The following is a 14,936-nucleotide window of genomic DNA, read 5'->3' as shown; positions in this document are numbered from 1 at the left end:
GCAATAAAAAAGTTTATACTTTTAGATTTATCAAATCAGTATAATAATCTTCTTATCTTTAGTATACTCATATTGGATAATAAAACAAGTTTTCATCAGTATTTTAGTCATTTTTTACAATGGTAAGACATTTTTGTCATATTTGTTTTTTATGTAAACGACGCTTGTCTGATAAAAATTTTTAGCATTAATCCTAAAATATTTTTTATTATAGCATCGCTGTTGCTTTCTCAACATGACAGTACTGAGTATTTTTATTCGCGCTGTTAGGAATGGTTATATTTATTTATAAAATATTGTGCCGATAGGCACAGGAAGGAAAGCTAAAAGCTTTCCTTCCACTTTATAAAAAGGGGTCTTGGGGATATCCCCAAGTCGTTGGGAGGTAAAGGGGGTACAAGGGGGATAGGAACCGTACGAAACGGTCCTTTTCCCCCTTTGGTAAATATAACATTACAACACATTAAAGACAAAATGAGCCCTATGGTATAACCCTACACAAAAAAGAGAGCTTCTCAGCTCTCCTTTTCTCTAATAATCTTATTCTGTTATCTTATCGTCTTTTCCGACTTTTTGTTCTTTTTTATCTTCACTCTTAAATTCTTTTTCTCTTGCTTCTTCTTTATTATAGTCATAGCTTGCCATTCTCACATAGCTTTCATATCTTTCTTTAGCATCTTCTTCTGCTTCTTTGAATAAAATTTCTGCTTCTTCTGGGAATGATCTCTTTAGTGAAGTGTATCTTACTTCTGATGCTATGAAGTCTTGGAATGAAGCTTTAGGTTCTTTTGAATCTAATGTGAATGGATTCTTTCCTTCGTCTTTAAGTCTTGGATCAAATCTGTATAGATGCCAGTAGCCTGCTTCAACTGCTCTCTTTTCTTGAGCTTGTGAATGTCCCATACCACCCTTGATACCGTGATTGATGCATGGTGCATAAGCGATGATTAGTGATGGACCATTATAGCTTTCTGCTTCTCTTATAGCTTTTAATGTTTGCGCTTGGTTTGCTCCCATAGCTATTTGCGCTACATAAACATATCCATATGTTGTAGCCATTAGTCCAAGATCTTTCTTTCTAATCTTCTTACCTGATGCGGCAAATTTTGCTACTGCTGCTGTTGGTGTTGACTTTGATGATTGTCCACCTGTATTTGAATATACTTCTGTGTCCATTACAAGTACGTTTACATCTCTTCCTGATGCAAGTACATGGTCAAGTCCGCCATATCCAATATCATATGCCCAACCGTCTCCACCGAATATCCATACTGATTTCTTAATTAAGAAATCTTTTCTTTCTTCGATTTCTGCAAGTATCTTATCTGCAGCTTCATTTCCTGTTTTTTCATTTAAGAGTTGAAGAATTTCTGCTGTAGCTTCCTTTGACTTAGCAGGGTCATTCTTTCCTTCAATCCATGCTTTAAAGTGGTCGTTTATTGGTGAATTAATTCCAAGTTCAATAAATTCTTCCATTAATAGACGAATTTTTTCTCTTGTCTTTTCAATTCCCATTTCCATACCATAACCGTATTCGGCGTTGTCTTCAAATAGTGAGTTTGCCCAAGCTGGTCCCTTGCATTGAGCATTCTTGCAGAATACTGTTGCTGGTGCTGAGCCTCCCCAAATTGATGAACAACCTGTTGCATTTGCTATAAGCATTCTATCTCCGAATAATTGAGTTATTAATTTTGCATAAGGAGTTTCTCCACAACCTGCACATGCTCCTGAGAATTCAAGTAATGGTTGTTTGAACTGACTTCCCTTAACGTTAGTTTCTGGTACAAGTCCTTCTTTATATCCAACTACTTCATGAGCATATTTCCAGTTATCTTTTTGTTCTTTGTATTGTTCTTCAAATGGTTCCATTGAAAGGGCTTTTACTTTTGATGGACATACTTCAACGCAGTTTCCGCATCCTGTACAGTCCATTGTGGAAACTTGAATTCTGAATGTGTAGTCTTCAAGTCCTTTACCAATTGCTTTTTTAGTTTCAAAGTTTTCTGGTGCGTTTGCCTTTTCTTCTTCTGTTACTAAGAACGGTCTTATAACTGCATGAGGACAAACGTATGAACATTGGTTACATTGGATACAGTTTTCTATATGCCATTTTGGAACTTTAAGTGCTATACATCTCTTTTCGTATTGTGAAGTTCCTTGTGGGAATTCACCGTTTGCTCTATCTACAAATTTAGATACTGGAAGGTCATCTCCTTCGTGAGCATTTATTGGTTTAACAATTTCTCTGATGAATTCTGGTAGATTGTCGTCGTTTTCTTCTTCGTCCTTTAAGTCTTTCCAACTTTCTGGAACGTCTATCTTAACTAATGCGTTAACTCCTTGGTCAACTGCTTTGTAGTTCATGTTAACAACGTCTTCACCTTTTCTACCGTAAGATTTAACTATTTGTGCCTTTAATCTTTCCATTGCTTCTTCGATTGGAAGAACTTTTGAAAGGTTGAAGAAAGCTGATTGCATTACCATGTTTATTCTTCCGCCAAGTCCGATGTCTGCTGCAATTTTTGATGCATTTATTGTGTAGAACTCAATTTCGTTTTCTGCAATCTTTCTCTTTAATGAGTTTGGTAGATGTGATTCAAGTTCGTCTTTTGACCAGATACAGTTAAGTAGGAATGTACCACCTTTTTTGATTCCCTTTAATAGGTCATATTGATTAACGTATGCTTGTTTTGAACATGATACAAAGTCAGCGTGTTCAACAAAGTATGTTGATCTTATTGGACTATCTCCAAATCTCAAGTGAGAAATTGTGATACCACCAGATTTCTTTGAGTCATATTCAAAGTATCCTTGTGCATACATATCTGTTCCGTCTGCGATAATCTTAATTGCAGATTTATTAGCTCCAACTGTACCATCTGATCCATATCCCCAGAACTTACAGTTAATTGTTCCTTCTGGAACTGTATTTAAGTTTCTTGTTACTTCAAGTGATCTATATGTTACATCGTCAGTTATACCAATTGTAAATCTCTTCTTTGGTTCTTCTGCAACAAGGTTGTCATATACTGCAAGGATTTGTCCTGGAGTTGTATCTTTTGATCCAAGTCCATAGATACCTGAGTAGATTTCAGGTTGTCTTTCTTCGTCATAGAAAGTTGATTTAACATCTAAGTAAAGTGGTTCTCCAAGAGATCCTTTTTCTTTTGTTCTGTCAAGAACTGCAATTCTCTTAACGCTTGCAGGTATCTTTTCAAGTAGATGTTTCTTTGAGAATGGTCTGTATAGATGTACCTTTACAAGACCAACTTTTCTTCCTTCACTTCTTAAGAAATCTATAGTTTCTTCTATGGTTTCTGTTACTGACCCCATTGCAATGATAATATCTTCAGCATCTTCGTCACCATAGTAATCAAATAGACCATAGTTTCTTCCTGTAAGTTTGTTAATTTGATTAATATATTCTTCAGTTGTTCCAACAATGTTTTCGTAATAAGTATTTGATGCTTCAATTGATTGGAAGTAGATGTCAGGGTTTTGAGCTGTACCCATTGTCTTAGGTTTTTCAGGGTTCAAAGCTCTTTCTCTAAATGCTTTTATTGCATCATAATCTACAAGTTCTGCAAGTTCGTCATAGTCTATAACTTCAATCTTTTGGATTTCATGTGATGTTCTAAATCCGTCGAAGAAGTGTAGGAATGGAACTCTTCCCTTTATAGCTGAAAGATGTGCTACTGCTGCAAGGTCCATAACTTCTTGGACTGATCCTGATGCAAGCATTGCAAAACCTGTTTGTCTTGTTGCCATAACGTCTTGGTGGTCTCCAAAGATGCTTAGGGCATGACTTGCTAATGCTCTGGCAGATACGTGGAATACTCCTGGTAGAAGTTCCCCTGAGATCTTATACATATTAGGAATCATAAGTAAAAGTCCTTGTGATGCTGTAAATGTTGTTCCTAATGATCCTGCTACCAATGCACCATGTAATGCTCCTGCTGCACCTGCTTCAGATTGTAGTTCTGAAACGTGAACAGTTTGTCCAAATATGTTCTTTCTTCCAAAGGCAGCCCAGTTGTCCACATACTCTGCCATATTTGATGACGGAGTTATAGGATAAATTGCTGCAACATCTGTAAATGCATATGCCACATGAGCGGCAGCCATATTACCGTCCATAGGTTGCATTTTCTTTTCCTTCATTTTATTTCCCCCTTTGAATTTTTACATAACTGTTATTCTTCTTCATTTGTTGAAAACAGTCTCTTACTAAGTTCAATAGCCGCGTTGTATCCATAATTTCTCTGTCTGTAATTTCTAACAGCAACTTCTACAATCATGGCTATGTCTCTACCAGGTTTAACTGGTATTGTTACCTTTTGAACATTGACACCAAGTATATCCATATACTCAATATCAAGTCCAAGCCTGTCATATTCCTTGTCATCGTCCCAAGGTTCCAAACATGCTACAAGCTCTATTTCTACATCTGGTTTTACTGAGCCTATACCATATAGCCTTTGTATGTCTAAAATTCCTATTCCACGAATTTCAAGGAAGTGACGTATGTTTTTAGGAGCTTGGCCAATAAGTACCTTGTCCATTCTCCTTACTTCAACCACATCATCAGCTACAAGTCTGTGACCACGAATAATAAGGTCAAGTGCAGTTTCCGACTTACCTACGGAAGATTTTCCAGTTATTAAAACTCCTATACCAAAAACTTCCATTAGACCGGCGTGCATATTAGTCTGTTCACTAAGAAAATATGCAAGTTTATCATCAATTCTTGAAATAAGCCTTGTAGTCGGTCTGGTAGAGCGAATTAATGTCTTGTCATGCTTTTTTGCAAGCTCTACTATATAGTCGTCAATATCTTGACCTTGGGTAAATATAAGACATGGAATCTCCCTTGACATAATGCCTTCCATTCTCTGTCTTCTTATATCTTTATCCATTGAATTTAAAAATACAGTCTCTGTTTTACCCATTATTTGAAGTCTTTTATTTGGAAAGTTTTCAAAGAATCCAGAAAGCTGAATCCCAGGCCTATTTACCTGTGAATTGGTAATGGTCAGTTCTTCAAAGTCAGAACTTGCCATGACAACTTCAAGCTCCAACTCTTCGATTAGTTTTTTTAATTTAATTCCCTTCATCTTTTGCTCCATTAAAATAATTATACAAATTTTCTGCACTTTTTCTATCTATCTTATCCACTTCCAAAAGTTCTGTAATAGAAGCTTTTTTTATTTTTTCTATGGATTTGAAATGTTTTAAAAGTGCTTTCTTTCTAACTTCTCCTATACCATTAACTTCATCCAGTTCAGACTTTACCATGTTCTTATCTCTTAGTTTCCTATGATAATTGATGGCAAATCTATGAGTTTCTTCCTGAATGTCGAATAAAAAACGATAGATATCACTTGATACCTTTAGAGGTATCTCTTCTCCATTGTATATAATTCCCTTGGTGTTGTGAAATTCATCTTTATATAATCCACATATTGGAATTTCTTCCATGTTTACAAGTGACATTGCAAACTTTGCTGCATTCACATGTCCCTTACCACCGTCAATTATTATGAGAGAGGGTCTTCTTCCAAAGGAAACTTCTCTATTTCCTAAAGAGTTTTCATGTTTGAGTCTTTCAAGTCTTCTTGTTAAAACCTCTTGATGACTTGCATAGTCATTTGGTCCTTCTACAGATTTTATTTTAAACTTTCTATACTCTCCAGGGCTTTTTTGTCCATTTTCATAAACCACCATAGAGCCAACGGACTGCACTCCCGATATATTTGAAATGTCATAACATTCAATTCTTGAAAGCGGAGATATACCAAGTAGCTTTTCAAGTTCTTCCAGACCTCTTGGTCTTTCTCTCTCTCTACGTCTAAGGTATGCAAGGTGTTTTTCTAAGGATTCTTTGGCGTTTTTTTCAACCAGTTCAACCAGTTTTAATTTTTCGCCCCTCTTAGGTACTGTAAATTTTACTTTTTTCCCTTTTATTCTGGTTAAATACTCCACTAAGGTGTCTGAATCACTTGGTTCTTTCTGTAACACAATTTCCCTTGGTACAAATGCCATATCAAAGTAGAACTGTTGTATAAAGGATGAAAAGACTTCTTCGTCCTCGCCCTTTATTGAATCTCCTAAAATGAAGTGTTCCCTGTCTATTATTTTACCACTTCTCATGATAAATACCTGCATTGAAATGACATCTTTATCCCTTGCCATGGCGATGATATCCATCTCCCTATCTTTGGAAGTTCTTACAATTTGTTTTTCTATAATCGTTTCAAGAGAGCTGATGTTATCTCTATACCTTGCTGCAAGTTCAAAGTTTAAATTTTGTGAAGCTTTTTCCATCTTGTGCTTCAAAGATGTAATGAGTTTTTTCTGTCTTCCCTTTAAAAAATCTTCAACATTGGATATGTCTTTAAGATATTCTTCTTCTGTAACTGCCTTTATGCAAGGTCCTGAACACTTGTGTATAAAGTAGTATAAGCAAGGTCTTTTTAAATATTGTTCCTTGTCAAAATTTAAGTTACACCTTCTTATTTTATACATATCCTGAAATAATTCAATGATTTCAGTCACTCCATAGGCATTTGGAAATGGACCATAATAATCTGCTCCGTCGGGTCTTATAACCCTGTCCTTTAAAATGCGTGGATATTTTTCCTTGGTTATTTTAATAAAGGGATATTTTTCTCCAGATTTTAAAAGGATATTGTACTTTGGCTTTTTATCCTTAATAAAGTTGGACTCAAGTATCAAAGACTCAACTTCATTGTCGACAATAATATATTCAAATCTATCTATATGTTTAACCATCTCCCGAACTTTCTCAGCAGTCTGTCCAGAAGGTGTAAAATATTGTCTGACTCTATTTCGAAGATTTTTAGCCTTACCCACATATATAATTGTATCATTCTCGTCAATCATGAGGTAAACACCCGGTGAAGTGGGTAAGGTTTTTAAATTCTTCTCTATGTCAAACATTAAATTTCCTCAGTTGCCTTTTTTAAATATTCCAAAGCTTGTCCTTTTAGTTTTGGACTTAATTTTTCAAAGCAAACTCTATGGTATTCGTTTATCCATTTGATTTCATCTTCTGTTAAAAGTGATTTATCAACTGGTCTTAGATCTATTGGAACAATTGAAAGTGATTCAAATCCGAAGAACTTTCCAAATGCTGTTTCATTTTTTTCCACACATACCATGATGTTTTCAATTCTTATTCCATGGCTTCCTTCCACATAAACTCCTGGTTCGTCTGATGTAACCATTCCTGGAACCATGTTTACATCATTATTTGCCCTTGAAATGTTTTGAGGTCCTTCATGAACTCCTAACACGAAACCAACTCCATGGCCTGTTCCATGGTTAAAGTCGATTCCCTCTTTCCATAGTGGGCCCCTTGCAAATATATCAAGTGCAGATGACTTTGTTCCTTCTTTGAAGATTGCAGTTATAAGGGATATGTGTGACTTAAGTGTCATTGTGTAGTGGAATATCTCGTCTTTAGTAAGCTCCCCAAGGGCAACGGTTCTTGTAATATCTGTAGTACCGTCTTTATATTGTCCACCACTATCAAGTAGATAAAGTCCCTTCTTTTCTAAATATACAGGATTATCCTCTGATGGAGAGTAGTGAGGTAGTGCAGCATTTTCTCCATAGGCTGATATCGTTCCAAAGCTTGGTTCAATAAAAAGATCTTGTTCTTTTCTAAAGGAAAGAAGTTTATCCGAACAGTCAAGTTCTGTAATTTTTTCTCCTTTTTCAAGAGATTCTTCAAGCCAGCTAAAGAAATTAACCAGTGCAGCACCATCTTTAATGTAGGCATTTCTTTGGTTCTTAATTTCAACTTCATTTTTTACTGCCTTCATATCTGTTGAAATATCCCTACCTACAATAGTCTTTATAGATTCTGGAATCGAACTGTAAAGTTTAACATTTATATTTCTATTGTTAAAGTAAAGAACTTCTTCCTTAGGTAGTCCCCTTACAAAGTCAAAAACCTCTTCATATTTTTTTATCGTAACTCCAGTTTTATCTAAATAATTTCTTACATCATCAGTAATCTTTTCTTTATCTATGAATAAAACCGTCTTTTCTCTACTTATATATAAATAGGAAAGTATTACTGGGGTGTATAGAACATCTCTTCCTCTGATATTTAATACATAGGCTATATCATCAAGAGTTGTTATAAGAGTTGATGTTGCACCTTTCTTTTGAAGTTTCTCTCTAATTTCTTTTATCTTATCATTTGCAGAAACTCCCACGTACTCCTCTTGTAATAAGAAAGCTTTTTCTGAAGATTTTTCAGGTCTATCTTCCCAAATGTCTTCAACAAGAGTGCAATCATATGAAATATTTTCCTTTGGAATATCTTTAATAATATAATCCAAAAGCCATAGAGGAAAAGTTTCTCCATTGAATCCAATTTTGGACTCACTGTCTAAATTTTCTTCTACAAATTCTTTCATTGTAGGAACTCCCGCTTCCCCCATCTTATATAATTTAATGCCACAACCTTCAAGTTGTTTTGCAGCCTGTATAAAATATCTTCCGTCAGTCCAAAGCCCAGCTTTATCAAGTGTAACTATAACTGTACCTGCAGAGCCTGTAAACCCTGATATAAATTCCCTTGTCTTATAGATGTCAGGAACATACTCAGAACAATGAGGATCTGATGTAGGAACAATGTACATGTCAAGTCCTTTTTCTTTCATTTTTTTTCTTAATCTTTCTATATTATCAACTACCATAAAGCACGTCCTTTCCCATAGTTATCTACTCTAATTATAACATATAGCTTAAAATCTTCTAATAAATTAAAAAAAGTTTTGCACAGAAAAAGAGCGGCTATACAGCCGCCCCTTTCAAAAAAGGAGTCATTTGACTTGTTTTAGAATCCACTTACTCCCTTGAAGAAGAAGTATCCAAGTGGAGTATAGTATAATCCACTAACATTTGGCTTCATCATATAGGAGTTGTTGTAGAAGTAAAGTGGTGCAACAACTGAATCTTCACCTATTAAAATATCTTCAGCTTTGTGCATGTTTTCCATTCTTACAGCTTGATCTGAAGTAGCCTTTGCTTCTTTAACAAGTGCATCAAATTTATCATTCTTATATTGTGCGTCGTTGTTACCTCCGCCAGTTATCCACATATCTATGAAGGACATTGGATCGTTGTAGTCTGCAATCCATCCATGTCTTGCGATATTAAAGTTACCTTGTTTTCTTTCTGTTAAGAATACGTTCCAGTCTTGGTTTTGTAGAGTTACTTGTACACCAAGTTTTTCTTGCCACATATTTTGTAGTGCTTCTGCTATGGCTTTATGACCATCATTTGTATTGTATAGGTATTCTATTTGAGGGAATCCTTCACCGTCTTTATATCCTGCTTCTTCCATAAGCTTTTTAGCTTCTTCTACATTTTTATCGTAGTCGTCAACTTTTACTGAGTAGTAATCTCCTCCAGTTTTTCTAAAGTCATCGCCTTCTGCTCCATCAACATCGTATACACCTGAAGGTACATAGCCTGATGCAGGTTCTTGACCTTGACCTGTAACTTGTTTAACAATAAAGTCTCTATCTATTACAAGTGAGAATGCTTTTCTAACTTTAGCATCGTTAAAAGGTTCTTTTTCAGTGTTGAAACATACAAAGTAAGTTCCTACTTGTGGAAGTACTTTAAGTTCCTTAGTATCTAAAAGTTTTTGAACTTCTTCTTGAGGTACAGAATTAATAAAGTCTAAGTCTCCTGATCTATATGATGCATAGATTGCGTTTTGATCATCTTGTAAATGGAAAGCTAATTTTTCAGCTTTTACAGATTCACCATCATAGTATTCAGGATTTTTTTTCATTTCTATAACTTGGTTATGTTGCCATGATTCAAGTACAAATGGTCCATTTACAATCATTGTATCAGGTGAGTTTGTCCAAGTTTTTGAACCTTCAACTGCATCTTGTCTTACAGGCATTACTGCAGGGAAAGCACATATTTCTTCAAAGTATGGACATTTTACACTTAGATTAACTACGAAAGTCTTGTCATCAGGTGCAGAGATGTCAAGTTTTTTGTCTTCGCTATCATATCCCTTAACCATGTCTAACATATATTCATAGTCTGCAGCAGTATCAGGATTTACAAGTCTGTTCCATGCATATACAAAGTCATTTGCAACTACTGGTTTTCCATCAGACCACTTAGCGTCTCTTAAATGGAATGTCCAAGTAAGTCCATCATCAGATACATCCCATGATTCTGCAATACCTGGTTTTAATACTGCATTTCCATTTCCGTCGTCATCCCATCTTATAAGTGATTCAAAAAGTTGGGATATCATTATTGCTCCATCTACTGAAGTGTTTAGAGCAGGGTCTATTGATTCAGGTTCTGATGCAATGTTTATGTCAAATACACCATCTTCTCTTCCTGCTTCTTCATTTGAGGCTGTGTTTTCACTTCCAGCTTGTCCACCAGTTCCTTGGTTCTGCCCATTGTTTCCACATGCACTTAGTAACATTACAAAACTAAGCATAAGTACAATTAATTTAAATCTAAATTTTCTTTTCATTTTTTCCTCCTATTTTGTTTATTATATGATATGACAACTTACAAAGTGTCCTTCCTCAACTTCTCTAAATTCCGGTTCCACTTCTTTACATATATCCTTTGCATATGGACATCTTTCATGGAATCTACAGCCCTTTGGTGGATTTATAGGGGAAGGAATTTCACCTTTAAGTTTTATTCTTTGTAAACTTCTCGTAATTTTAGGATCTGGTAGCGGTATTGCAGATAGTAGTGACTTTGTATATGGATGAAGAGGATTTTCATAAAGTCTCTTTGAGTCCACAAGCTCAACCATCTTTCCTAAATACATTACACCAATTCTATCGCTGATATGTTTTACTACAGAAAGGTCATGGGCAATAAACATATAAGTGAGTCCAAGTTCTTCCTGCATGTCCTGTAACATATTTACAATTTGCGCTTGAATTGAAACATCAAGTGCAGAAATTGGTTCGTCACAGACTATAAAATCAGGTTCTACTGCCAAAGCTCTTGCAATTCCAATACGCTGTTGTTGTCCTCCAGAAAACTCATGGGGATATCTATTAGAATGTTCCTGATTAAGTCCAACACGCTTAAGTAGTTCACAAATTCTCTCTCTTCTGTTCTCCTTATAAAGCCCATGTATTTCGAGAGCTTCCCCAACAATTTCAGATACTGTCATCCTTGGATCAAGAGATGCTGAAGGGTCTTGGAAGATAATTTGCATCTTCCTTCTATAAGGATACATATCTACCTTGATGTTTTTTTCACTGTCAAAAATGACTTCCCCATCATAAGTTATCCTTCCAGCAGTCGGTTCGTGAAGTCTTAGCACAGTTCTTCCTAAAGTGGTTTTTCCACATCCCGACTCTCCAACAATTCCAAGTGTCTCTCCTTTATTTATATAAAATGAGACATCTTCCACCGCATGAACTGTTGCATTTTTATTAAATGTTTCCTTAACGGTGAAATGTTTTACAATATTATCGCAAACAAGTAATTTATTGTCTTCCATTTGCTACCTCCTTTAAATGTAGGAAACACTTTGATCTATGTCCTTCGCCCATTTCAAGCATCGGTGGTTCTTTTCTAAGACATATGTTCATACAGTGCTCACACCTTGTTGAAAATCCACATCCACTTGGTGGATTCAACATATCAACAGGAGTTCCTTCAATACTTTCAAGTTTTTCTCCCTTATTATCATCAATCCTTGGCATAGATTTTAAAAGTCCCTTTGTGTAAGGATGCTTTGGATTGTAAAATATATCATCTACACTTCCCTGTTCTACAATTTTTCCTGCATACATTACAGATACACTGTCACAAATTTGAGCCACAACTGCCAAGTTATGAGTTATAAAGATTACTGACATATTGTTTTTTTCTTGAATCTCTTTTATAAGTTCAAGTATTTGAGCTTGAATTGTTACATCAAGTGCAGTTGTAGGTTCGTCTGCAATTAGAATATCTGGCTCACATATAAGACCCATTCCAATCATAACTCTCTGTCTCATACCACCAGAAAGTTCATGAGGATATTGTTTCATTCTCCTCTCAGGGTTTGCGATACCTACAAGTTCAAGCATTTTAACCGCCTTCTTGTAGGCTTCCTCCTTACTTATCTTTTTGTGAACTAACACCGCCTCCATAAGCTGGTTTCCTATCGTATATACAGGATTTAAACAGGTCATTGGATTTTGAAATATCATAGAGCACTTAGCTCCTCTGAAATTTCTCATTTCCTTCTTATCAAAATCCAATACATTTTGTCCTTTATACATTATCTTGCCTGACTTTACCTTACCTGGGGATTGTAATAATCCCATTATTCCATAGGATTCAACGGACTTTCCAGAGCCTGATTCCCCAACAATTCCCATTATTTCGTTTTCATGAAGTGTATAGCTTATTCCATCCACAGCCTTAACTTCACCAACAGGTGTGTAGAAGGAAATAGCAAGATCTTCAAGTTTTAAAATTTCTTTTCCAATTACTTTATTTTCCATATCACACCTACTTTTTAAGTCTCGGATCTAAGGCATCTCTTAATCCATCAGCAAATAAATTTAATGCCAGTATCATCAAACTAAGTATCAGTGAAGGTATTATTAACCTATATGCATAGGAGTAAATTCCTCCAAGGGCATCCGCTGCCATGGCTCCAAGGGATGTCATTGGTGCTGAAACACCAATTCCCAAGAAGGAAAGGAATGATTCCAAAAATATGGCAGATGGTATTTGCATTGCAGTCATTACAATAACTTGACCAATACAGTTTGGGAATAAATGCCTTTTTATAATTCTCTTTCTTGAACCACCAAGGGCTTCCACCGCAGTAACAAATTCTTGTTTCTTAAGCATAAGCACTTGGCCTCTTATAATCCTTGCCATACCTACCCAATAAAGCAATCCAAAGGCTATAAATATTGAGATAAGCGCTGGTCCAAGAGTCCCAACCTTTTTTGCAAAGGCGGATGTGGAACTATTTACATAGGACTTCATCGGTTGTGAAATACCTATGGAAAGTAAAATTACTACTAATACATCGGGGATTGAGTAAATTAAATCAAGTATTCTCATCATTACTGCATCTACTTTTCCTCCGAAGTATCCAGATATGGAACCATAAATTGTTCCTATAATAAGCACGATTAGTGAGGCGAATAATCCTACAATAAGTGAAACCCTTGTACCATACATTGTACGAACCATTATGTTACGTCCTAACTTATCAGTACCAAAAGGATACTTTGCACATGGGAATAAATTTTCATCTCCTCTAAACTGAGTAGTGTAATCTCCCTCTACAAAGTAGGGTCCAATAAAAGCAAATATAAATACAATTATTATAAATCCCAAGGACACCATGGCGATTTTGTTTTCTTTAAGTCGCCTTAATGCATCTTGAAAATAGGATGTTGAGGGAGCCTTGGTCATGAAGCTTTCTTTTGCTTCAGAAGATGCAAGTTCAAAGTCATCTTCTTTAAATTCATATTCCTCTAACTTAAATTTAGAGTTTAAATTTAGAAAATTTTCCATATCAATCTCCCTTCGACAAATCAATTCTCGGATCTATAAATCTATATAGGATATCAACCACCATGTTCATAAAAATTACAAGGGCTGCAAAGAATAAAGTGGTTGCCATTATAATTGGATAATCCCTGTTAAGTACCGAGTTTATAAAATACCTTCCAAGTCCCTGTACTGAAAAAACTGACTCAACTACCATAGAACCTGTAATTATTCCTGCAGTAAGCGGTCCCAAGTATGTAAGAACTGGAATAAAACCATTCTTTAGCGCATGTTTAAAAAGTATCTTTCCTTCACTAACACCTTTAGATCTTGCAGTTCTTATATAATCTTGACCCATTGCATCAAGCATTGAAGATCTTGAAAGTCTTGCGATATAGCACATTGGATAAAATCCAAGTGAGAAACAAGGCATCAAATAAGATTTGAAACCATTTAATCCCATAGTTGGTAACACCTTTAACTTAACTCCAAAAAGTAAAAGTAAAAGAGTTGCTACTACGAAACCTGGAGCGGATATACCAATAGTTGTTAGTACCCTTAAGATAGAATCCAATTTTCTTCCTCTATGATAAGCTGCAAGGCTTCCCAAGGTTACCCCAACTATAGTTGCCCATAAAAGAGAAAGAAGACCAAGCTTTGCGCTTGTTGGAAACATTTCTTTTAATATATCCATTACCGGTCTGTCCTTTTGCATTTTTAAAGATACACCAAACTCTCCTTTTAATGCATTTGTAATAAACTTTTTCAATTGGACAAGCTTAGGCTGATCCAATCCATATTTTCTGTTTAAAGCTTCAAGTACTTCCGGCGACTGAGTTTTTTCACTCGCAAATGGTGAACCGGGTACCAGCTTCATTAAGAAGAATGTAATACAAGTCACCAAAAACAAAACGGCAATAGCTTGTAAAATTCTCTTTAAAATATACTTTGCCATAATGACCTCCTTTATTTTGTACAATTATACACTTTATTAATATAAATTGCAAGCATTTTACATTAATAAAGTTTTAAAGTGTTAAGTGTTGATATGTAGCTATTTGTAACGATTTCATAAGGGCTTTGCGTAAAATTTTTCTTGAAAATTTTAATATTTTTTTATTTTATTTTTTTAAAATTATCAAATTTTTTGTAATTTTTTGCGATTTTAAAAGAAAATATATAAAGTTAGAACAATAAGAATAAAAGTAGAATCATCAAATCAGATAAAAAAGATTTAAATTTTAGAAACGTAAAACAAAATAAATTTTATGATCGCCTAAATACTTTTAAAAAAATAAACAAGGTCCTCTTCCGAAACTTTTCTTCGAAAAGTGAAACGAGATCGACATTTGACCTACGACGAAGACTTCGTCTTCTGTTAGGTC

9 protein-coding genes are annotated in these 14,936 nt (G+C 35.2%); all 9 read right to left on the bottom strand.

Features of this window, described 5'->3' with window-relative positions; all coding sequences use genetic code 11:
* Positions 1 to 540 precede the first annotated feature (540 nt).
* The 9 genes from nifJ to BN2746_RS04770 all read right to left on the bottom strand — a co-directional run bounded on the left by nifJ (position 541) and on the right by BN2746_RS04770 (position 14,506).
* Positions 541 to 4,161, bottom strand: a complete 3,621-nt coding sequence (gene nifJ / locus BN2746_RS04810; RefSeq protein ID WP_082420208.1) for a pyruvate:ferredoxin (flavodoxin) oxidoreductase — start codon at positions 4,159 to 4,161, stop codon at positions 541 to 543.
* Positions 4,162 to 4,193: 32 nt separating this feature from the next.
* Complete coding sequence (gene hprK / locus BN2746_RS04805; protein WP_055078701.1) at positions 4,194 to 5,114, bottom strand: HPr(Ser) kinase/phosphatase; 921 nt, start codon at positions 5,112 to 5,114, stop codon at positions 4,194 to 4,196.
* Positions 5,101 to 6,960, bottom strand: a complete 1,860-nt coding sequence (uvrC, locus tag BN2746_RS04800; protein ID WP_055078700.1) for an excinuclease ABC subunit UvrC — start codon at positions 6,958 to 6,960, stop codon at positions 5,101 to 5,103. The genes hprK and uvrC overlap by 14 nt, the downstream gene beginning before the upstream one ends.
* Entirely contained in the window at positions 6,960 to 8,732 is a 1,773-nt protein-coding gene (locus BN2746_RS04795; RefSeq protein ID WP_055078699.1) for an aminopeptidase P family protein, read from the bottom strand. The genes uvrC and BN2746_RS04795 overlap by 1 nt, the downstream gene beginning before the upstream one ends.
* 140 nt (positions 8,733 to 8,872) lie before the next feature.
* Complete coding sequence (locus BN2746_RS04790; protein ID WP_055078698.1) at positions 8,873 to 10,552, bottom strand: peptide ABC transporter substrate-binding protein; 1,680 nt, start codon at positions 10,550 to 10,552, stop codon at positions 8,873 to 8,875.
* Between the two features lie 21 nt (positions 10,553 to 10,573).
* The gene (locus BN2746_RS04785; RefSeq protein ID WP_055078697.1) at positions 10,574 to 11,548 is read right to left on the bottom strand and encodes an ABC transporter ATP-binding protein; all 975 of its coding nucleotides are present in this window, start codon (positions 11,546 to 11,548) and stop codon (positions 10,574 to 10,576) included.
* Positions 11,535 to 12,542 carry an ABC transporter ATP-binding protein gene (locus tag BN2746_RS04780; RefSeq protein ID WP_055078696.1) on the bottom strand — a complete coding sequence of 336 codons (1,008 nt, stop codon included), beginning with the start codon at positions 12,540 to 12,542 and terminating at the stop codon, positions 11,535 to 11,537. Before BN2746_RS04780 ends, BN2746_RS04785 begins: the two co-directional genes overlap by 14 nt.
* A gap of 7 nt (positions 12,543 to 12,549) precedes the next feature.
* Entirely contained in the window at positions 12,550 to 13,575 is a 1,026-nt protein-coding gene (locus tag BN2746_RS04775; RefSeq protein WP_055078695.1) for an ABC transporter permease, read from the bottom strand.
* 1 nt (position 13,576) lies between these two features.
* Complete coding sequence (locus BN2746_RS04770; RefSeq protein ID WP_055078694.1) at positions 13,577 to 14,506, bottom strand: ABC transporter permease; 930 nt, start codon at positions 14,504 to 14,506, stop codon at positions 13,577 to 13,579.
* Between the last annotated feature and the right edge of the window lie 430 nt (positions 14,507 to 14,936).

The sequence above is a fragment of the Lagierella massiliensis genome (genome assembly GCF_001407835.1).
Taxonomy (GTDB): Bacteria; Bacillota; Clostridia; order Tissierellales; family Peptoniphilaceae; genus Mediannikoviicoccus; species Mediannikoviicoccus massiliensis.
This window is presented reverse-complemented; position numbering and strand designations above follow the sequence as displayed.

What these genes read in the sequence shown, in the direction of transcription:
- nifJ (WP_082420208.1), bottom strand. Translation starts at nt 4,161, where the DNA reads ATGAAGGAAAAGAAAATGCAACCTATGGACGGTAATATGGCTGCCGCT.
- hprK (WP_055078701.1), bottom strand. Translation starts at nt 5,114, where the DNA reads ATGAAGGGAATTAAATTAAAAAAACTAATCGAAGAGTTGGAGCTTGAA.
- uvrC (WP_055078700.1), bottom strand. Translation starts at nt 6,960, where the DNA reads ATGTTTGACATAGAGAAGAATTTAAAAACCTTACCCACTTCACCGGGT.
- BN2746_RS04795 (WP_055078699.1), bottom strand. Translation starts at nt 8,732, where the DNA reads ATGGTAGTTGATAATATAGAAAGATTAAGAAAAAAAATGAAAGAAAAA.
- BN2746_RS04790 (WP_055078698.1), bottom strand. Translation starts at nt 10,552, where the DNA reads ATGAAAAGAAAATTTAGATTTAAATTAATTGTACTTATGCTTAGTTTT.
- BN2746_RS04785 (WP_055078697.1), bottom strand. Translation starts at nt 11,548, where the DNA reads ATGGAAGACAATAAATTACTTGTTTGCGATAATATTGTAAAACATTTC.
- BN2746_RS04780 (WP_055078696.1), bottom strand. Translation starts at nt 12,542, where the DNA reads ATGGAAAATAAAGTAATTGGAAAAGAAATTTTAAAACTTGAAGATCTT.
- BN2746_RS04775 (WP_055078695.1), bottom strand. Translation starts at nt 13,575, where the DNA reads ATGGAAAATTTTCTAAATTTAAACTCTAAATTTAAGTTAGAGGAATAT.
- BN2746_RS04770 (WP_055078694.1), bottom strand. Translation starts at nt 14,506, where the DNA reads ATGGCAAAGTATATTTTAAAGAGAATTTTACAAGCTATTGCCGTTTTG.